Source organism: Streptomyces sp. GC420, from assembly GCF_009916105.1.
GTDB lineage: Bacteria > Actinomycetota > Actinomycetes > Streptomycetales > Streptomycetaceae > Streptomyces.
In genome coordinates, this window is the sequence record NZ_JAAAXQ010000028.1 from 1 (window position 1) to 18094 (window position 18094).

The 18094-nt window shown below is 71.2% G+C and carries 19 protein-coding genes and 1 pseudogene; 8 read left to right on the forward strand and 12 right to left on the reverse strand.

Going from position 1 to position 18094, the window contains the following annotated elements; translation table 11 throughout:
• Positions 1–193 (reverse strand): annotated as a pseudogene (locus GUY61_RS39790) (SigE family RNA polymerase sigma factor); the annotation flags it as partial.
• 247 nt (positions 194–440) lie between these two features.
• Here GUY61_RS39790 and afsQ1 point away from each other — a divergent pair.
• The 5 genes from afsQ1 to GUY61_RS06000 all read left to right on the forward strand — a co-directional run bounded on the left by afsQ1 (position 441) and on the right by GUY61_RS06000 (position 4217).
• Positions 441–1118 carry a two-component system response regulator AfsQ1 gene (afsQ1, locus tag GUY61_RS05980; RefSeq protein ID WP_166628997.1) on the forward strand — a complete coding sequence of 226 codons (678 nt, stop codon included), beginning with the start codon at positions 441–443 and terminating at the stop codon, positions 1116–1118.
• Positions 1115–2698 (forward strand): HAMP domain-containing sensor histidine kinase, encoded by a 1584-nt coding sequence (locus GUY61_RS05985; protein WP_313896534.1) that lies wholly within the window; start codon positions 1115–1117, stop codon positions 2696–2698. Before afsQ1 ends, GUY61_RS05985 begins: the two co-directional genes overlap by 4 nt.
• Positions 2695–3294, forward strand: a complete 600-nt coding sequence (locus GUY61_RS05990) for a hypothetical protein (protein WP_166628998.1) — start codon at positions 2695–2697, stop codon at positions 3292–3294. Before GUY61_RS05985 ends, GUY61_RS05990 begins: the two co-directional genes overlap by 4 nt.
• Positions 3295–3399: 105 nt before the next feature.
• Positions 3400–3945, forward strand: coding sequence for a VanZ family protein (locus tag GUY61_RS05995; RefSeq protein ID WP_398954417.1), 546 nt, complete (start codon positions 3400–3402; stop codon positions 3943–3945).
• Positions 3946–4013: 68 nt separating this feature from the next.
• A complete protein-coding gene (locus GUY61_RS06000) occupies positions 4014–4217 on the forward strand; it encodes a PspC domain-containing protein (RefSeq protein ID WP_166629000.1) in 204 nt (67 codons plus the stop codon).
• 64 nt (positions 4218–4281) lie between these two features.
• Here GUY61_RS06000 and GUY61_RS06005 read toward each other — a convergent pair whose 3' ends face one another.
• From GUY61_RS06005 to GUY61_RS06020, 4 genes are all read right to left on the reverse strand, one after another.
• A complete protein-coding gene (locus tag GUY61_RS06005; RefSeq protein ID WP_166629001.1) occupies positions 4282–4998 on the reverse strand; it encodes a hypothetical protein in 717 nt (238 codons plus the stop codon).
• 206 nt (positions 4999–5204) lie between these two features.
• Positions 5205–5510, reverse strand: coding sequence for a hypothetical protein (locus GUY61_RS06010; RefSeq protein ID WP_166629002.1), 306 nt, complete (start codon positions 5508–5510; stop codon positions 5205–5207).
• Between the two features lie 145 nt (positions 5511–5655).
• Positions 5656–6822 (reverse strand): adenosine deaminase, encoded by a 1167-nt coding sequence (locus tag GUY61_RS06015; RefSeq protein WP_166629003.1) that lies wholly within the window; start codon positions 6820–6822, stop codon positions 5656–5658.
• 59 nt (positions 6823–6881) lie between these two features.
• Entirely contained in the window at positions 6882–7043 is a 162-nt protein-coding gene (locus GUY61_RS06020; RefSeq protein ID WP_166629004.1) for an Arc family DNA-binding protein, read from the reverse strand.
• 17 nt (positions 7044–7060) lie between these two features.
• Between GUY61_RS06020 and GUY61_RS06025 the strand changes: the two genes are divergently transcribed.
• Together GUY61_RS06025 and GUY61_RS06030 are read left to right on the forward strand one after the other, a co-directional pair.
• A complete protein-coding gene (locus GUY61_RS06025) occupies positions 7061–8284 on the forward strand; it encodes an RNA-guided endonuclease TnpB family protein (protein ID WP_166629005.1) in 1224 nt (407 codons plus the stop codon).
• A 110-nt stretch (positions 8285–8394) separates the two neighbouring features.
• Entirely contained in the window at positions 8395–9156 is a 762-nt protein-coding gene (locus GUY61_RS06030; protein ID WP_166629006.1) for an alpha/beta hydrolase, read from the forward strand.
• Here GUY61_RS06030 and GUY61_RS06035 read toward each other — a convergent pair.
• Positions 9142–10158: a LysR family transcriptional regulator gene (locus tag GUY61_RS06035; protein ID WP_398954424.1), complete on the reverse strand. Its 1017-nt coding sequence runs from the start codon at positions 10156–10158 to the stop codon at positions 9142–9144. The two genes, GUY61_RS06030 and GUY61_RS06035, sit on opposite strands and share 15 nt — an antisense overlap.
• Positions 10159–10283: 125 nt before the next feature.
• Here GUY61_RS06035 and GUY61_RS06040 point away from each other — a divergent pair, with 125 nt between their 5' ends.
• Positions 10284–11585, forward strand: a complete 1302-nt coding sequence (locus GUY61_RS06040) for an MFS transporter (RefSeq protein ID WP_166629007.1) — start codon at positions 10284–10286, stop codon at positions 11583–11585.
• A 37-nt stretch (positions 11586–11622) separates the two neighbouring features.
• Here GUY61_RS06040 and GUY61_RS06045 read toward each other — a convergent pair whose 3' ends face one another.
• The 6 genes from GUY61_RS06045 to GUY61_RS06070 all read right to left on the reverse strand — a co-directional run bounded on the left by GUY61_RS06045 (position 11623) and on the right by GUY61_RS06070 (position 18037).
• The gene (locus tag GUY61_RS06045; protein ID WP_166629008.1) at positions 11623–12222 is read right to left on the reverse strand and encodes a Uma2 family endonuclease; all 600 of its coding nucleotides are present in this window, start codon (positions 12220–12222) and stop codon (positions 11623–11625) included.
• A 97-nt stretch (positions 12223–12319) separates the two neighbouring features.
• Positions 12320–13597 (reverse strand): thymidine phosphorylase, encoded by a 1278-nt coding sequence (locus GUY61_RS06050; RefSeq protein WP_166629025.1) that lies wholly within the window; start codon positions 13595–13597, stop codon positions 12320–12322.
• Positions 13598–13621: 24 nt separating this feature from the next.
• Positions 13622–14029 carry a cytidine deaminase gene (locus tag GUY61_RS06055; RefSeq protein WP_166629009.1) on the reverse strand — a complete coding sequence of 136 codons (408 nt, stop codon included), beginning with the start codon at positions 14027–14029 and terminating at the stop codon, positions 13622–13624.
• Complete coding sequence (locus GUY61_RS06060) at positions 14026–15291, reverse strand: ABC transporter permease (protein ID WP_166629010.1); 1266 nt, start codon at positions 15289–15291, stop codon at positions 14026–14028. Before GUY61_RS06060 ends, GUY61_RS06055 begins: the two co-directional genes overlap by 4 nt.
• Positions 15291–16406, reverse strand: coding sequence for an ABC transporter permease (locus tag GUY61_RS06065; protein WP_166629026.1), 1116 nt, complete (start codon positions 16404–16406; stop codon positions 15291–15293). Before GUY61_RS06065 ends, GUY61_RS06060 begins: the two co-directional genes overlap by 1 nt.
• Entirely contained in the window at positions 16406–18037 is a 1632-nt protein-coding gene (locus GUY61_RS06070) for an ABC transporter ATP-binding protein (RefSeq protein WP_313896535.1), read from the reverse strand. The genes GUY61_RS06065 and GUY61_RS06070 overlap by 1 nt, the downstream gene beginning before the upstream one ends.
• Positions 18038–18094 lie beyond the last annotated feature (57 nt).

The window sequence follows — 18094 nt, forward strand, 5'->3', positions numbered from 1 at the left end:
CCCCGTACGTCTCTCCCCCGTTGCCCCCGTGTCCCCCGTCGACGTCAACCACCGTCATGTACGCGGTGTGCTGACGCCCGGTGCCGCGAGCGCACCCCCGCCCGCTCACAGCACCGGACTTCTCCGTGCTCCGGCCGACGTCGTGCAGACGCGTGACCACTGCGCTTCGGGTCGTGCTGTGCAGCGTGTTCATCCCGCGCCCCCCGTCGGTGGAGTCTGTCTTTCGTGCTGTCTTCGTTCCGTGTGGCAAAAGACTGCCGGGCCAGTTTCATGGCGCTGTCCGCCGACTGTCACAGGCCTGTCACAGGGGTGCCCGACAGGAGCCGCACAGCCGGTTCACGGGGATTGGCGGTAGTCCGCGCCGGGTGGCCGGAGACGGGGTGAACCGGGTAATGGCAGGCAGGTCGAACTGCGGACGGCCGGTACGACACAATGACGCCGTGCCTTTCCTGTTGCTGATCGAGGACGACGACGCCATCCGCACGGCCCTCGAACTCTCGCTCACCCGCCAGGGCCACCGTGTGGCCACGGCGGCCTCGGGCGAGGACGGGCTGAAACTGCTGCGTGAGCAGCGGCCGGACCTGATCGTGCTGGACGTGATGCTGCCGGGCATCGACGGTTTCGAGGTGTGCCGGCGGATCAGGCGTACGGACCAGCTGCCCATCATCCTGCTCACCGCGCGCAGCGACGACATCGACGTCGTGGTCGGCCTGGAGTCCGGCGCGGACGACTACGTCGTCAAGCCGGTCCAGGGACGGGTGCTGGATGCCCGGATCCGGGCCGTGCTCAGGCGCGGGGAGCGGGAGTCCAACGACTCGGCGAGCTTCGGCAGCCTGGTCATCGACCGTTCCGCGATGACGGTCACCAAGAACGGCGAAGACCTCCAGCTGACGCCGACCGAGCTGCGGCTTCTGCTGGAGCTCAGCCGCAGGCCGGGACAGGCGCTGTCCCGGCAGCAGCTGCTGCGGCTGGTGTGGGAGCACGACTACCTCGGGGACTCGCGGCTCGTGGACGCCTGTGTGCAGCGGCTGCGCGCGAAGGTCGAGGACGTGCCGTCCTCGCCGACCCTGATCCGTACCGTGCGCGGTGTCGGCTACCGGCTGGACGCCCCGCAGTGAGGGAGGCCGCCGCGGCGCGGCGCCGCCGGTCCATATTCTCGGCGCTCCGCTGGACCAGCCTGCGGCTGCGGCTCGTCGTCGTCTTCGCGCTGGTCGCGCTGACCGCGGCCGTGTCCGCCTCCGGCATCGCCTACTGGCTCAACCGCGAGGCGGTCCTGACCCGCGCGCAGGACGCGGCGCTCAACGACTTCCGGCAGTCGCTCCAGGACCATGCGGGCAATCTGCCGCTGCGCCCCGACTGCGAGCGGCTGAAGCGGGCCGCCATCGACATGGCCGAGGACAGCACGCAGGGCTACAGCGTGCTGCTCATCGACACGGACGCCAACGGGCGCACGTGCGCCGGCAACTCCGATCTCGACTCCTTCACCCGTGACGACGTACCCGACCGGCTCCAGGACGCCGTGAACGACCGGCTGAGCCGGAAGGAGAGCAGGGACCCGTACCACCTGTACTGGCAGCGGATCGAGCTGCGCGGCGATCCGTACCTGGTGGGCGGGGCGAAGGTGATGGGGGACGGACCCACCGGCTACATGCTGAAGTCCCTGGTCCCGGAGCGCGAGGACCTCAACTCGCTGGCCTGGTCCCTGGGAATCGCGACGGCGCTGGCACTGGTCGGCTCCGCGCTGCTGGCGCAGGCGGCCGCGACGACCGTGCTGAAGCCGGTGCAGCGCCTCGGTGAGGCGGCCAGGCGGCTCGGTGAGGGCAGGCTGGACACCCGGCTGCAGGTCTCGGGCACGGACGAACTGGCGGACCTGTCACGGACGTTCAACCGGGCGGCGGCGGCTCTGGAGAAGAAGGTCGACGACATGAGCGCCCGCGAGGAGGCAAGCCGCCGCTTCGTCGCCGACATGTCGCACGAGCTCCGTACGCCGCTGACCGCGATCACCGCCGTGACGGAGGTGCTGGAGGAGGAGACGGACAATCTCGATCCGATGATCGCGCCGGCCGTGACCCTGGTGGTCAGCGAGACCCGGCGGCTGAACGATCTCGTCGAGAACCTGATGGAGGTCACCCGTTTCGACGCGGGCACGGCGCGTCTGGTGCTGGACGACGTGGACGTCGCCGACCAGGTCACGGCCTGCATCGACGCGCGGGCCTGGCTGGACGCGGTGGAGCTGGACGCCGAGCGGGGCATCATGGCCAGGCTCGATCCGCGGCGGCTCGACGTCATCCTGGCGAACCTCATCGGCAACGCCCTCAAGCACGGCGGGTCCCCGGTGCGGGTGTCGGTGCGCACGGAGGACGGGCTGCTGGTCATCGAGGTCCAGGACAACGGTCCCGGCATCCCCGAGGACGTCCTGCCGCACGTCTTCGACCGCTTCTACAAGGCGAGCGCCTCCCGGCCGCGCTCCGAGGGCAGCGGCCTCGGCCTGTCGATCGCGCTGGAGAACGCCCACATCCACGGCGGCGACATCACGGCCGCCAACCGTCCCGAGGGCGGTGCGGTCTTCACCCTGCGGCTGCCGGCCGGGGACTCGGAGCCGGCGCGGGACGAGGACACGGCGGCGCGGCCCACCGCTCCGGGTTCCGGCCCGGTCCCGGCCTCCGGCTCCGCGCCGGTGGAAGGCGGTGCGCGATGAGGACACGTGCGCTGTGCGCCGCCGCGCTCCTGGCACCGCTCCTGCTGTTGACCGGCGGGTGCGGGATCCGCACGACCCAGGTACCGGTGGACGCCGGCCCCGCGCCCTCGCGGGTGCCGTGCGAGACGCCCGACGACGTGGCCACGCAGTCCGGGTCGACCCTCGACGTGCACGTGTACCTGGTGTGCCGCTCGCAACTGGTCGCCGTGAACCGCTCGGTGCGGCTGGCGCAGGATCCCGGGGAGTCCGACGGTCTCCAGGTGGCGCAGACGCTCCTCGCCGAACTCCAGAAGCGGCCCTCCGACGCCGAGTCCGACTCCAACCTCACGACGAGCGTGGACCGGTCGCTGCGGGTCCGGGACGGGCGCGGGAAGGACCCGGCGGACGCCCTGCGGCTGAGCCGTGAACCGATGGACCTGACGGCGTACGCCCTGGCCCAGCTCATCTGCACCTATGCCGGGACCGTGGCCTCCGACGCGGACGGGACGGTGCTGCTGGGCGGGCCGTCGGACGCGGAGCCGCGCCGGTACGCGTGCACGGAGCAGCTGAAGTCGGCGCCCGAGGCGGTGCCGACGCTGGGCACGGAACGCCCCTGACGGCGCAATCCCCGTCCCGGGAAGGGGTATTCGGCGCGTGCCGGAACCGATCCCGCCGGTGCTCGCGTCTTGGGTGGCGTGCAGCAGCGTCACGGTCCGAGCGGCTTGGCCGGCATCCGACTTCGCGCGGCGGGACTCGGTCTCCTCGCCGCGCATCTGCTGGTCGTCGGGTGGCTGACCCTTCGACCACTGGACGTCCTCTGGGTGACCGCACCCAACCTCCGCCCACTGGCCGGCATAAGGGCCGATCTGGCGCTGGGAGGCGTCGAGGCCGCCCAGCGCATCGGTGAGGGGCTGCTGCTGCTCGCCCCGCTGGGTGTGCTGCTGCCGATGGCCGACGGACGGCTCCATGTCTCTCCGCTGGTCTCGCTGATGCGCACGGTCGCGGCCGGCACGCTGATCTCGCTCGGGATCGAGCTGCTGCAGACCGGGGTGCCGGGGCAGGTCGTGGACGTCGACTCGCTGCTGCTGAACGGCGCCGGGGTGGCGCTGGCTCACCTGGCGGTGGTCCCGGCCGGCCGGGCGTGGCTCCGCCGCAGGTCGGACGAGCCGCGGCAGGTGACCGTGCTGAAGGAGGAGGCTCCCCCCTCGAAGGAGGAGACCTCTCAGGGGGCGACCCCGACGATTCCCAGGGTCGGGATCGCTCCATAGAGTGACGCTTTGCCCGCTTCGCGTATCTACATTGGAGACATCGAATCCGATCACGCGAAGGAGCTCTCATGACCGCCCTGGTCCGCCCCAGTGAAGGCCGCATGATCGGCGGTGTGTGCGCAGCGCTGGCCAGGCGCTTCGGCATCTCCGCCACGACGATGCGGGTGATCTTCGTGGTCTCCTGCCTGCTGCCCGGCCCGCAGTTCCTGATCTACCTGGCGCTGTGGATATTCCTCCCGTCGGAGAAGAGTCGCGCGGGCACCGCCTGGTGACTCCGCCCGCGACCGGGCGGGCTCCGCACTCGCGGGTCCGCGCTGCCGCGGGCTCCGCGGGCCGTCAGGAGCCGGTGACGCCCGCGAGCTTCTCCATCTGCTTGTCCGCGATCCGCCGCGGCACCCTCGGATCGGTGCGCTTCGCGTCGAAGGACAGCGCCATCATGCGTACAACGGTCGATCCGCCGCGCACCACGACGATGTGCAGTGGCAGCCGGGTGTCGGAGTCGGTCGCGGTCGCGGTGAAGCTGACCGACTCGTCGCCGCCCTCGGGCGCGTAGTCCACGGCCCTGATGTCCTCGTACCTCCCCGTCCGCTCCTGGACGGTGGCCAGGAAGGCGCTGCCGCAGTCGCGCAGCGCGGCCCGCAGGCCGGCCAGGACGTCCTTCGCGGTCGCCGGTTCGTAGGAGCTGAGGGAGACGGATACGGCGAGGTCGGGGTCGCGGGGGGTGCCGAGGCCACGGCTCACGGTGTCGAGGGCCCGGCCGTCGGGCTCGTCGCCCAGGATGTCGGCGATGGGCTGGCACTCACGGGCGTCGGCCTCCGGCTGCCCCTCGGGGCCGGAGGAGGCCCTGTCGTCGGCGACCTGGTAGCCGGGCACGTCGCCCCGGGCGAGGCCGGCTTCCTCCAGCCGGCTCTCGCTGAGGACGGCGGCCTCTCCCGGTCTGCCGTCACCGTCTGTCCCGCCGACGGCTCCGCAGGCAGAGGTGAGCAGCAGGGCCGGAACGGTGAACACGGCCACGGCAAGTGCGGTGCCCGTAGTCTGCGCCTTCGCACGCATCTCTCGTCGTACCTCTCATCGGTCGTGCGCGCGCCGCGCCGCCGCCCGCACGGTGTCGTTCGATCGGCCGGGCGGGCGGCCGAGGGTCTGTCGGGGGAGGCCGGACCTGCGCGGCCCAGGGCCGACCGGCCCGGGGCCCGGGAAAGCGGCGGGGCGCACACCGTCCGCCGGTGCGCGCCCCGCCGTTCACGGCACGGCCGGGTGGCTCAGCCGAGGGGCAGGCCGTTGACCCCGAGTCCCTGGGTGGGCAGTCCGCCGAGCAGACCGGTGACCGGGCCGAGGGCGCCGGCCGGGGCCGGGCGCTTGACGTTCTTGGCCGGGAGGGTGTGCGCCTTGGCGGGCAGCGTGTTCGCGTTGTGCACGACGGGGAGGTTGCCGGCCGGGAGGGCGCCGGTGACCGCGTCCGCCCCTGGCACGGGGAGCGGGAGGGCGGCGGCGGTGCCCGCCGCCGCGGCGGCGAAGGCGGCACCGAGTACGGCGACACCGAGGGTCTTTGCAGCTGACTGCTTCATCGGGTGAATTCCTCCGCTGGATGGCTGGGGCGACTCATGAACGTAGCCAGCGCGCGGCGAGACCCGCAAAAGATCGAAACGGCCGGAGTGTCGTTTCTCCGGCCGTTTCGCCCCGGCGTTTCCCGGGGCGTCGGCGAGGCGCCTCTCAGCCCTCGCCCCCCGGAGAAGCACTGGTGGGGGCGGGGGCCGGGGCGGTCTGCCGGAAAAGCCACTCGGACTTGAGTTCCGCGTAACCCGGCTTGATGACCTCGCTGATCATGGCGAGACGTTCATCGAAAGGAATGAAGGCGGACTTCATCGCATTGACGGTCAGCCATTGCATGTCGTCCAGCGAATATCCGAACGCGTCGACCAGGTGCTCGAATTCAAGGCTCATGCTGGTACCGCTCATCAGCCGGTTGTCCGTGTTGACCGTCACCCGGAAGAGCAGCCGGCGCAGCAGTCCGATCGGATGCTCGGCATACGAGGAGGCGGCGCCCGTCTGGAGGTTGGATGTCGGGCACATCTCCAGCGGGATGCGCTTGTCCCGGACGTACGAGGCGAGCCGGCCCAGCCTGACCTCGCCGTCCTCGCCCGTCTCGATGTCGTCGATGATGCGGACGCCGTGGCCGAGGCGGTCGGCGCCGCACCACTGCAGGGCCTGCCAGATGGACGGCAGCCCGAAGGCCTCGCCGGCGTGGATGGTGAAGTGGTTGTTCTCCCGCTTGAGGTACTCGAAGGCGTCGAGGTGGCGGGTGGGCGGGTAGCCCGCCTCCGCGCCGGCGATGTCGAAGCCGACGACGCCCGAGTCGCGGTAGCGGTTGGCGAGTTCGGCGATCTCCAGGGCACGGGCGGCATGCCGCATCGCGGTGAGGATCGCGCCGACCCTGATCCGGTGGCCGTTCTCGCGGGCCCGCCGCTCGCCCTCGCGGAAACCCTCGTTGACGGCCTCGACGACCTCTTCCAGGCTCAGGCCTCCCTCGAGGTGCTGCTCGGGGGCGTAGCGGACCTCGGCGTAGACGACCCCGTCCTCCGCGAGGTCCTCCGCACACTCCGCGGCGACCCTGACGAGCGCCTCACGGGTCTGCATCACGGCGCAGGTGTGGGCGAAGGTCTCCAGATACCTCTCCAGGGACCCGGAGTCGGCGGCCTCCCTGAACCACAGGCCGAGCTTGTCGGCCTCGGTCTCGGGCAGGTCCGCATAGCCCGTGGCGCGGGCCAGTTCGATGACGGTGCCGGGCCGCAGCCCGCCGTCGAGGTGGTCGTGCAGCAGCACCTTGGGAGCCCGCCGGATCTGGTCCGGGCTCGGGAGGGTCCGGGTCTCGCTCGTCATCACCGCACTCTAACGCCTACGCGCGTAGATCACGAGTAACCGGAAAAGAGCAATCGCCGTCAGGGCGATTGGTCGTCCCCCTCCACGGCGGCGAGCGCGGCCTCAAGCATGTACACCAACTCGGAGTTGAGGGACCGGCGCTCGCGCTGTGCATGGGCGCGCAACCGGTCACGGAGCTCTCGGGGGAGACGCAGCGTCATCCGGACTTCCTCATCAGTCATGGTGCTATTATGACAGCATGACGACACCAGTGAAGCCCGGCGGGGCCGGGCGCGCCCGGTACACCTACCGGCTTCGCGTGTCGTCCACCGCCCGCACAGCACTGCTCGCCGAGTGGGACCGCTGCCGCTGGATCTGGAACGAGTGCGTGGCGAAGTCCCGCGCCGTACACGCCCACAACCGTGCGCACCCGGACGGCAGGCTGACGTGCGGCCCGGCCCAGCTCGACAGGATGCTGACCGGGGCCCGTGAGCGGACGCCGTGGCTGCGTGAGGGCGCTTCGGTGCCGCAGCAGCAGATCGTCCGGGACTTCGCCAAGTCCCGTTCCAAGGCGCTGAAGGACATCGACAAGCGCCTGCCGATGCGGCAGCGCGCCGGGATGCCGCGCCGTAAGAAGAAGCGTGAGGCGCTGCCCACGCTGAACTACACCACCCGTGGCTTCCGACTGAAGGACGGCCGCCTGCACTTGGCGGGCGGCATCGCGCTGACGGTGGTGTGGTCCCGCGAACTGCCGTCCGCGCCGTCCTCGGTGCGCGTGCACCGCGACGCGCTCGGCCACTGGTACGCCTCGTTCGTCGTTCCGGCCGCGACCGAAGCCCTACCCACCACGGGTCGCGTGATCGGTGTGGACTGGGGCGTCAAGGAAGCCGCCACCACCACATCCGACGCCCACGACCTGCCGCACGCCCAGCATGGGAAGACTGCCGCGCAGCGGCTCGCGCACTACCAGCGGATGATGGCCCGCCGCCGCCCCGCGAAGGGGCAGGCGGCGTCCAAGGGCTACCGCGAAGCCCAACGGCAGACCGCCAAGCTGCACAAGAAGGTCGCCAGGCAGCGGCAGGACACCGCCCGCAAGTGGGCCAAACGCGTCGTGACCGACCACGACGCCATCGCCGTCGAGGACTTCCGCCCGAAGTTCCTCGCCAGGACCACCATGGCCCGCAAAGCCGCCGACGCGGCGATCGGCGCCACCAAGCAGGCCCTGATCGAGATGGGCCGCAAGCATCGGCGGGACATCCGCCTCGTCAACCCCGCGCACACCACCATGGACTGCGCGCAGTGCGGAGCGAGAACCAAGCACGCACTCCCTCTTTCGGAACGTACCTACACCTGCACCGCGTGCGGAGCCGTATCCCCCAGGGACAAGAACTCCGCCCGCGTGATGCTCGTCCGGGCCGGTCTCAACCCGGCTGGTGCCGAAGGCACAAGACCTCCCGGAGCGCTGCTCCCAGAGGCAGCCTGAGCCAGGAATCCCCTCCCCTTCAGGGAGCGGAGGATGTCAAATCTGGTCGATACGTAACAGTGACCCCGTGTACGGATCACGTACACCCGTACTTCTGAGACTGTTCTGCCATGGCACAGGAAGCGTTGCCGGTGCGGGACGCCCGGCTGGGGCGGGCGATCGGTGCGACGGAATCGGTGGGCGGCGCGGTGCTGCTGCTCCCCGCGGGTGAACCGGAGTCGGACCGCGGCCCCTCCTGGCTCTCGGAGGCCGCTCTCAGACCCCTCGCCCGAAGACTCGCCCGCCTGGGACGGCGGGACGGGCTCGTCGTCCATGTCGTGCACTACCGGGGCCGCGGCTGGAACGGCCCGCAGGCACGGCTGGCGGCGGACGCCGAGTGGGCCGCCGACGAGGTGGTGCGCCGCTACGGAGATGTCCCGGTGTGCCTGGCTGGCATGGACATGGGCGCCCGCGCGGCGCTGCGCGCCGCGGGCCACCCCGCCGTCAACTCCGTCCTGGCGCTGGCCCCTTGGCTGCCGGACCCGGCGACGGGGCCGAAGCCCGAGCCGGAGCCGGTGAAGCAGCTCGTGGGAAGGCGGGTGATGATCGTGCACGGCACCAACGACGCACGGACCGACCCGGACCTGTCGTACCGGCTGGCCGAGCGCGCCAAGAAGGCCAACCGCGACACCTGCCGCTTCGAGGTGCACTCCGACGGTCACTCGATGTACCAGCACCGGGCCGAAGTGCACGCGCTGGCCGCGGACTTCGTTCTCGGCTCGCTGTTCGACCGCAGCTGTTCCCGTCCCGTCGCCGACGCGCTGGCGGCGCCACCGCCGATAGGTCTGCGCATGCCGCTGGCCTCGGGCTTCGGCCGGTCACTGCGGCAGTAGGGCGCCGCGCCGCGACAGCAGGAACTTCTTGAAGGCGGCCACCGGCGGCGTGTCGGGGTGGCCGTCCAGCCAGGCCACGCCGATCTCCCGTACCGCGCGCGGCGCGCTGACGGTGAGTTCGACGACTCCCGGACGGGCGACGGCCGGGGGCGGCAGCAGCGCGACGCCGAGGCCGGCCGCGACCAGCCCGCGCAGCGTCTCGGCCTCCTCCCCCTCGAACGCGACCCGCGGCCTGAACCCGGCCTCGGCGCACAGCGCGTCGGTGATGCGCCGCAGCCCGTAGCCGGACTCCAGGGTGACGAAGGTCTCCTCGGCGGCCTCCGCGAGCCGGACGCGCCTGCGGGACGCCAGCCTGTGGTCGTCGGGGACCACGAGGCGCAGCCGCTGCTCGTCCAGCCGCCTGGCGACCAGATCGGGCGCGTCGGGGACCGGTGAGGTCAGGCAGAGGTCCAGCTCGCCGGCGCGCAGCCGCTCGATCATCGCCTCGCCGTAGGTCTGTACGAGCTGGAAGCGGACCCGGGGATGGTCCACCCGGAAGGCGCGGATCAGCTCGGGGACGGTCTCGGAGCCGAGCGTGTGCAGGAAGCCGAAGGCGACCTTGCCCGCGGCCGGGTCGGCGTCCGCGCGCACGGACTCGGCGGCCCGCTCGACCTCGACCAGAGCCCGCTCGACGGAGGCGAGGAAGGCACGGCCCGCGGGGGTGAGGGCGACGGTGCGTCCGCGGCGGGCGAACAGGGCGACGCCCAGGTCCTCTTCGAGCCGGGCCATGGCCCGGCTGAGCGTGGACTGCGGTACGGAGAGCTGCTCCGCGGCCCGGGTCACGTGCTCGGTGCGCGCCACACCCGCGAAGTACGCCAGGCGGGGGGTGAGCCTCGCCGCCCAGGACTCCGCGTCGAGGCCCGCTCCGGTCCCTCCCGATCCCGTTCCCGCGCCGACGGCACCCGTTCCCGTACGTCCTCCCGCCCCGACGGCTCCCGCCGCGGCGCCCCCGCGCGAGGTCACCGGTATGTCTTTGTCGTCACGCCTGTGTGACAGCGACCGCCCTGACCTCTGTTCATGCATCACAGCATCGATTATCGCGTTTTCACGCATTGGACGCATGAAATCCGCCGCCGTACGTTCGGAGCATGCCTTCCGCCCATACCGAGGCGCCTGTCACACAGGTGGGCGCCTCCACCGACACTCCGGCCCGCGCCTCCGCCCAGCTGCACCCCGGCGCTCCCGGTCACCGCCGTATGAGCCTCGCCCTGTTCGCCGCGGGTGTCGCCGTGTTCGCGCTCCTGTACTCGACCCAGCCGCTGCTGCCCGCCCTCTCCGACGGCTTCTCCGTCACCCCGGGTGCGGCCAGCTGGACGGTGTCGGCGGCGACGGCCGCGCTCGCGCTGTGCGTGCTGCCGCTGAGTGCCATGTCGGAGCGCTTCGGGCGGCGGGCGACGATGACGGCATCCCTCGCGGTCTCGGTCGGCGTCGCGCTGCTGATCCCCTTCGCGCCCAGCCTGGGCTGGCTGATCGCGCTGCGCGCGGTACAGGGCGCGGCCATCGCCGGCCTGCCCGCCTCCGCGATGGCGTACCTGGCCGAGGAGGTGCGGCCCCGGGCGCTGATCGGCGCCGTCGGCCTCTTCGTCGCGGGCAACAGCATCGGCGGCATGACGGGCCGCATCCTCACCGGCTGGGTGGCTCAGGCCTGGGGCTGGCGCGCGGCCCTCGCCGCGGTGGGCCTGCTCTCGCTGGTCTGCGCCGTCGTCTTCCGCGTCCTGCTGCCCCGTTCCCGCAACTTCCGGCCGGTGCCGGTGAGTGCGAAGGCCCTGGGCCGTACGGTCGGCACGCACCTGGGCGACCCGCTGCTGCGCCGGCTGTACGCGATCGGGCTGCTCTTCATGACGGTCTTCGGCGCCGTCTACACGGTCATCGGCTACCGCCTCGTGGAGGGGCCCTTCCACCTGTCCCAGGGCCTCGTCGGCTCGGTCTTCCTCGTCTACCTGGTCGGCACGGTCTCCTCCGCGACCGCGGGCCGGCTGGCAGGCCGCCTCGGCCGGCGCGGCGCCCTGTACGTCGCGGTCACGACCACCGCCTCCGGCCTGCTGCTCTCCCTGGCCGACTCGCTCGGCGCGGTCCTGCTCGGCCTCGTGCTGATCACCGCGGGCTTCTTCGCCGGGCATGCCGTCGCCTCGTCCGCCGTGAGCCGTACGGCGACCACGGGCCGCGCCCAGGCCTCCGCGCTCTACCAGACGGCGTACTACATCGGCAGCAGCCTGGGCGGCACGCTCGGTGCCGTCGCCTTCCACGCGGCGGGCTGGGGGGGCACGGTCTGCCTGGGCCTCGCGGCCGTGCTGGGCGCCGCCTCGATCACCGTGTACGCGACCCGCAAGGCCCTCGCCGGGCGCCGCCCGGTGACCGGACGGCGCCCGGAGGCGGCGGCCGGGGCCTGACCGGCGACGACCGGTCCGGGACCGGGGGCGGAGGGCCTCAGCGGAGGGTGACGGGGAAGGGGGCCGTGTCGAGATCGGCCCCGAAGGGATCGGGGAGGGTCAGCTTCTCGCCGTACTCGACCGACTCCAGGACGCGGTACGTGCCGTTCTCGGGCTCCCCGTAGAGCGTGGCGCTGGGCCTGCCGGAGTGCCAGGCGTCCAGCAGCAGGTAGAGCGGGACTCCGGCCTTGGCGTAGCCGTGGGCCTTCTTGATGCGGTCGTGGTTGGCGTTGGACTTCGAGGTGATCTCGACCACCAGCTCCGCGGCGTCCGCGGGAACGTGCTGCCCGTCGTTCCTGCGCAGAGCCGCCCGGGGCACCACCGCGAGGTCCGGTACGAAGAGGCCGGATGCCTCGGGGAGGATCAGCCCCAGCGTCTGGTACACGCCCCAGTCTTCAGGAATCATGCCGTACAGGCGGCGGTGCACCAGGTCGGCGGTGTCGTTGTGCTGTTCTGACGGCGGTGGCGCCACGGTGACGATCCCCTCGATGATCTCCACCTTGCAGCCCTCGGGCCAGTCCGCCTCTTCCCAGAGCCGGACCGCCTCGTCCCAGTCGTAGCCGCCGTCCGGCTCAGGCTCGACGGAGAGTGCGCTCATGGTGTGCTCCTCATTCGGTTCGTCACCGATCCCAGCATGGCAAAGGGGACCGACGGGCGTCCACCGATCCCGTTCACCCGAAAGGGAAAGCCGCAGGTCAGGCGATACGTTCCAGCACGATCGGGCGCGGCGTGAAGGCCGTCCCGGCCGGGGCGATGTCGAACGCGCCCTCCAGGGCCGCCAGGGCGTAGCCGAACTTCTCCGGGGTGTCCGTGTGCAGGGTCAGCAGCGGCTGCCCCGCGGACACCGTGTCACCCGGCTTGGCGTGCATCTCGATGCCCGCGCCCGCCTGGACGGGGTCCTCCTTCCGGGCCCGCCCGGCGCCGAGGCGCCAGGCGGAGACGCCGACGGCGTAGGCGTCGAGCCGGGTCAGCACGCCCGCGCCAGGGGCGGTCACGACGTGCTGTTCCCTCGCGACCGGGAGCTCGGCGCCGGGGTCGCCGCCCTGCGCGGCGATCATGCGCCGCCACACGTCCATCGCGGAGCCGTCGGCGAGCGCCTTCGCCGGGTCGGCGTCCTTCAGCCCGGCCGCGTCGAGCATCTCGCGGGCGAGCGCGAGGGTCAGTTCGACGACGTCGGCGGGGCCGCCGCCGGCCAGCACCTCGACGGACTCGCGGACTTCGAGCGCGTTGCCCGCCGTGAGGCCGAGCGGGGTGGACATGTCCGTGAGCAGGGCCACGGTCCGCACCCCGTGGTCGGTGCCGAGGCCGACCATCGTGGAGGCGAGTTCGGTCGCGTCCTCGACGGTCTTCATGAAGGCGCCGGAGCCGACCTTCACGTCCAGGACCAGCGACCCGGTGCCCTCCGCGATCTTCTTCGACATGATCGAGGAGGCGATCAGCGGGATCGCCTCGACGGTGCCCGTGACGTCGCGCAGCGCGTAGAGCTTCTTGTCCGCCGGAGCCAGACCGTCGCCCGCCGCGCAGATGACGGCGCCGGTGGACTCCAGGACGGACAGCATCTCCTCGTTGGAGAGCTGCGCTCGCCAGCCGGGGATCGACTCCAGCTTGTCGAGGGTGCCGCCGGTGTGGCCGAGTCCCCGCCCGGACAGCTGCGGGACGGCCGCGCCGCACGCCGCGACCAGAGGCGCGAGCGGCAGTGTGATCTTGTCGCCGACGCCGCCGGTGGAGTGCTTGTCGGCGGTGGGGCGGGACAGCGACGAGAAGTCCATGCGCTCGCCGCTGGCGATCATCGCGGCGGTCCAGCGGGCGATCTCGCGCCGGTTCATGCCGTTGAGCAGGATCGCCATGCTCAGGGCGGCCATCTGGTAGTCGGCGACCTCGCCGCGCGTGTACGCGTCGATCACCCAGTCGATCTGCTCGGGGGTCAGCTCCCCCCGGTCCCGCTTGGCGCGGATGACCGAGATCGCGTCCATGGATGTGGAAGTCAACAGGTTTCCTTACGCGAGGTGTTCGGGCCCGAAGGCGTCGGGCAGGACCTCGGACATGGGGCGCACGCCCCGGGCCGTGTCCACCAGGAGGTCGGGGCCCCCGTGCTCGTACAGCAGCTGCCGGCACCGGCCGCAGGGCATCAGCAGCTCTCCCGAGCCGTCGACGCAGGTGAAGTGGGTCAGCCTGCCGCCGCCGCTCAGCAGCAGCGCGGAGATCAGCCCGCACTCGGCGCACAGGCCGAGCCCGTAGGAGGCGTTCTCCACGTTGCAGCCGGTGACGGTGCGGCCGTCGTCGACCAGCGCCGCGGCGCCGACCGGGTAGCCGGAGTACGGCGCGTAGGCGTGGGTCATCGCCTCGCGCGCCGCCTCCCGCAGGTTCTCGAAGACCTCCCGGCCGGCATCCGCAGCCCGGTTCATTTGCCCTGGCCCTTCCGGTACGGCAGACCGTCCGCCTTGGGCATCCGCAGCCGCTGCGCGGACAGTGCGAGCACGAGCAGCGTGGTGAGGTACGGCGCCGCGTCGACGAACTGACTGGGTACCTCGTTCACGGAGACGTACCAGACGAACAGTCCGGCCGAGATGACGGCGGAGACCGCCGCGGCGACGTACTTCTTCTTGTACAGCTGCCAGGCGACCAGCAGCACCAGCAGGATCGCCAGGAGCAGCAGCATCGCGTGGACGTTCTCGGCGCCGCCGCGCAGCTTGAGGCTGTCGGTGAAGCCGAAGAGCCCGGCGCCGAGGGCCATGCCGCCCGGCATCCAGTTGCCGAAGATCATCGCGGCGAGGCCGATGTAGCCGCGGCCGCCGGTCTGGCCCTCCTGGTAGATGCCGGTGGCGACGATGGCGAGGAAGGCCCCGGCGAGGCCGGCCAGCGCACCGGAGACGGTCACGGCGATGTACTTGTACTTGTAGACGTTGACGCCCAGCGACTCGGCGGCCATCGGGTTCTCGCCGCAGGAGCGCAGCCGCAGGCCGAAGGCGGTGCGCCAGAGCACCCACCAGGTGCCGGGGACCAGCAGCAGGGCGACGACGGTCAGCAGCGAGAGGTGGGTGGTCAGGCCGCCCACGACTCCGGCCAGGTCGGAGATCAGGAACCAGTGTTCCGCCTGGAGGTCGGCCATCCAGTCGGACAGTCCCGGGACGGTGATGTCCTGGATGGAGTCGATGCGCGGGGACTGCTTGGAGGAGCCGCCGGGGGCCTGGTCGAAGGTGAAGTTCGAAAGGTAGCGGGTGACACCGACGGCGAGGATGTTGATGGCGACACCGGAGACGATGTGGTTGACGCCGAAGGTGACCGTGATGACGGCGTGCAGCAGGCCGCCGACCGCGCCGCCCGCGATGCCGAGCAGGACACCGGTCCAGGGGCCCCACTGGTAGCCCGCCCAGGCGCCGAACCAGGTGCCGAGGACCATCATGCCCTCGAGGCCGATGTTGACGACGCCCGCGCGCTCGGCCCACAGGCCGCCGAGTCCGGCGAGGCCGATGGGGATGGCGAGTTCGAGGGCTCCGGAGACCTGGCCGATGGAGGTCAGGTCGTCGGCTCCGCTGATCAGCCGGACCAGGGAGACGAGTGCAAGGCCGCCCGCGACGATCAGCAGGACGACGGGCAGGCTCAGCCGGCGCCGGGATCGTTTGATGGGCGCGGCACCGGCCGGCGGTGCGACAGTCTTGACCGACATCAGACCGCCACCTCCTCATTCTTCTTGCGGGCGGCGGCGGCGAGTTCCTCGCCGACCTTCTGCTGCTGGCGGCGCAGCCCGTAGCGGCGGACGAGTTCGTAGCTCACGACGACCGAGATCACGATCAGGCCCTGCATGATCGTGGCGATCTCCTTCTCGTACCCGAACTGGTCGAGCGCGGCGGAGGCCTTGTCGAGGAAGGCGATCAGCAGGGCGCTGAGCGCGATGCCGACCGGGTTGTTGCGTCCCAGCAGGGCGATGGTGATGCCGGTGAAGCCCACGCCGGTCGGGAAGTCGAGGCTGAAGGTGTGGGAGCTGCCGGTCAGCACCGGCATGCCCGCGAGGCCCGCTACGGCGCCGGAGATCAGCATGGAGGTGAGGATCATCTTCTTGGCGTCCACACCGGAGGCCTGGGCGGCGGACTCGCTGGCACCGGTCGCCCGCAGGTCGAAGCCGAAACGGGTGCGGTTCAGGACGAACCAGTAGACGACGCCGAGGCCCGCGGCGACGAAGGTGAACCCGTAGATGTGACCGGCCTCGACGCCCATGTCCAGACCGGGGAACCAGCCGGACTCGGCGATCAGACCGGTGGTGAGGTTGTTGGAACCCTCGGGCTGCACGCCGAAGTTGTCGGCCTGGATCATCCAGGCGATCAGGCTGGTGGCGATGGCGTTCAGCATGATCGTCGAGACGACCTCGCTGACCCCGCGGGTGGTCTTGAGGACGCCCGCGACACCGGCCCAGAAGGCGCCGGTCAGCATGGCGACGATCACGATCAGCGCCAGGTGCAGCGGCCCGGGGAGTTCGACGGACGCGCCGACGAGGGCGGCCATCATCGCTGCGAGCCGGTACTGGCCGTCGACACCGATGTTGAACAGGTTCATCCGGAAGCCGACCGCCACCGCCAGGGCCGCCAGGTAGTACGTGCCGGCCTGGTTGATGATCAGAACCTGGACGTCCAGGTAGGCGATCTGTTCGAACATGATGCGGAACGGCTCGAACGGGTTGCGGTCCGAGGCGAACAGCACCACCGAGGTGAGCGCGAACGCGACGACCAGCGCGAGCAGCGGGCCGCCCAGGGCCAGGACGATCCGGTCCTTGTCGAATTTCTTGATCACGACGCGTCCTCTGTGTGCTCCAGGTGGCCGGTGACGGCACCGGTCATGGCCGAACCCAGCTTCTCGGGGGTGACCGTCGCGGGGTCGGCGTCCGCGACGAGGCGGCCGCGGTACATCACCCGCAGCGTGTCGGAGAGCCCGATCAGCTCGTCGAGGTCGGCGGAGACCAGCAGCACCGCCAGGCCCTCGCGGCGTGCGTCGCGGATGTGGTCCCAGATCGCGGCCTGCGCGCCGACGTCCACACCGCGGGTGGGGTGGGCGGCGATGAGCAGCCTGGGGCCGTGGCTCATCTCGCGGCCGACGATCAGCTTCTGCTGGTTGCCGCCGGAGAGCGAGCCCGCGGTGACCTCGATGCCGGGGGTGCGCACGTCGTACTCGCGGATGATCCGCTCGGTGTCGGCGCGGGCGGCCTTCAGGTCGAGCAGACCGTGCTTGCTGTTGGGCTCCTCGGTGACGTGTCCGAGGATGCGGTTCTCCCAGAGCGGGGACTCCAGCAGCAGGCCGTGGCGGTGGCGGTCCTCGGGGATGTATCCGATGCCGCCCTCGCGGCGCTTGCGGGTCGGCTCGCGCGAGATGTCCCGGCCCGCCAGGCGGATCACTCCGCTGTCGGGGGTGCGCATGCCGATCAGGGCCTCGATGAGCTCGGTCTGGCCGTTGCCCTCGACGCCCGCGATGCCCAGGATCTCGCCCTTGTGGATGGTGAACGAGATGTCGTCCAGCAGCCGGCGTCCGGCGTCCGTGCCCTCGTACGCGGTGGCCTCGGCCGACTCCGGACGGGCCGCGGACTCGGGCTCCTCGGTCACGGTCCCGGACTCGATGAGGGTGAGGCCCTCCACCTCGAGCATGGGGACGTCGGTGACCGTCGACTCGCGGGTCTCGGGCGAGGGCAGTTCGCTGCCGACCATCATCTCGGCGAGCTGCTTGACGGTGGTGTGCCCGGGATCGGCGGTGCCGACGGTGGTGCCGCGCCTGATGACGGTGATCTCGTCGGCGACCGAGAGCACCTCGCCGAGCTTGTGGGAGATGAAGATGACGGTCAGGCCCTCGGCCTTGAGCTCGCGCAGGTTGTGGAAGAGCGCGTCGACCTCCTGCGGGACGAGCACGGCGGTCGGCTCGTCGAGGATGAGGATGCGGGCACCGCGGTAGAGGACCTTGAGGATCTCCACGCGCTGCCGGTCGGCGACGCCGAGATTCTCGACGAGGACGTCGGGCCGCACGTTCAGACCGTACGCGCCCGAGATCTCCATGATCTTCCTGCGGGCCTTCGAACCGATGCCGTGGAGCTTCTCGGCGCCGAGGACGACGTTCTCCAGCACGGTGAGGTTGTCGGCCAGCATGAAGTGCTGGTGGACCATGCCGATGCCGCGGGCGATGGCGTCGGCCGGATTGTGGAACTCGGCCTTCTCGCCGTCGATGACGATGGTGCCCTCGTCCGGCTTCTGCATGCCGTAGAGGATCTTCATCAGGGTCGACTTGCCGGCACCGTTCTCACCGACGAGGGCGTGGACGGTTCCCTTCCGGACGGTGATGTCGATGTCCTGGTTGGCGACGACACCGGGGAAGCGCTTGGTGATGCCGTGAAGCTCCACGGCGGGAGAGCCGTTGGCCGGATCGGCCGCAGGGCTCACCGGAGGGCTGCTTGACGCGTTGATGACGCACTCTCCTTGGCGGGAAGGAGCGGGAGG

Excerpts from the sequence above, each read along its gene's own strand:
- GUY61_RS06055 (WP_166629009.1), bottom strand. The coding sequence starts at position 14,029 with ATGAACCGGGCTGCGGATGCCGGCCGGGAGGTCTTCGAGAACCTGCGG.
- GUY61_RS06050 (WP_166629025.1), bottom strand. The coding sequence starts at position 13,597 with ATGGACGCGATCTCGGTCATCCGCGCCAAGCGGGACCGGGGGGAGCTG.
- GUY61_RS06025 (WP_166629005.1), top strand. The coding sequence starts at position 7,061 with ATGACGACACCAGTGAAGCCCGGCGGGGCCGGGCGCGCCCGGTACACC.
- GUY61_RS06030 (WP_166629006.1), top strand. The coding sequence starts at position 8,395 with ATGGCACAGGAAGCGTTGCCGGTGCGGGACGCCCGGCTGGGGCGGGCG.
- GUY61_RS06000 (WP_166629000.1), top strand. The coding sequence starts at position 4,014 with ATGACCGCCCTGGTCCGCCCCAGTGAAGGCCGCATGATCGGCGGTGTG.
- GUY61_RS06020 (WP_166629004.1), bottom strand. The coding sequence starts at position 7,043 with ATGACTGATGAGGAAGTCCGGATGACGCTGCGTCTCCCCCGAGAGCTC.
- GUY61_RS06060 (WP_166629010.1), bottom strand. The coding sequence starts at position 15,291 with ATGTCGGTCAAGACTGTCGCACCGCCGGCCGGTGCCGCGCCCATCAAA.
- GUY61_RS05990 (WP_166628998.1), top strand. The coding sequence starts at position 2,695 with ATGAGGACACGTGCGCTGTGCGCCGCCGCGCTCCTGGCACCGCTCCTG.
- GUY61_RS06040 (WP_166629007.1), top strand. The coding sequence starts at position 10,284 with ATGCCTTCCGCCCATACCGAGGCGCCTGTCACACAGGTGGGCGCCTCC.
- GUY61_RS06010 (WP_166629002.1), bottom strand. The coding sequence starts at position 5,510 with ATGAAGCAGTCAGCTGCAAAGACCCTCGGTGTCGCCGTACTCGGTGCC.
- GUY61_RS06005 (WP_166629001.1), bottom strand. The coding sequence starts at position 4,998 with ATGCGTGCGAAGGCGCAGACTACGGGCACCGCACTTGCCGTGGCCGTG.
- GUY61_RS06045 (WP_166629008.1), bottom strand. The coding sequence starts at position 12,222 with ATGAGCGCACTCTCCGTCGAGCCTGAGCCGGACGGCGGCTACGACTGG.
- GUY61_RS06015 (WP_166629003.1), bottom strand. The coding sequence starts at position 6,822 with ATGACGAGCGAGACCCGGACCCTCCCGAGCCCGGACCAGATCCGGCGG.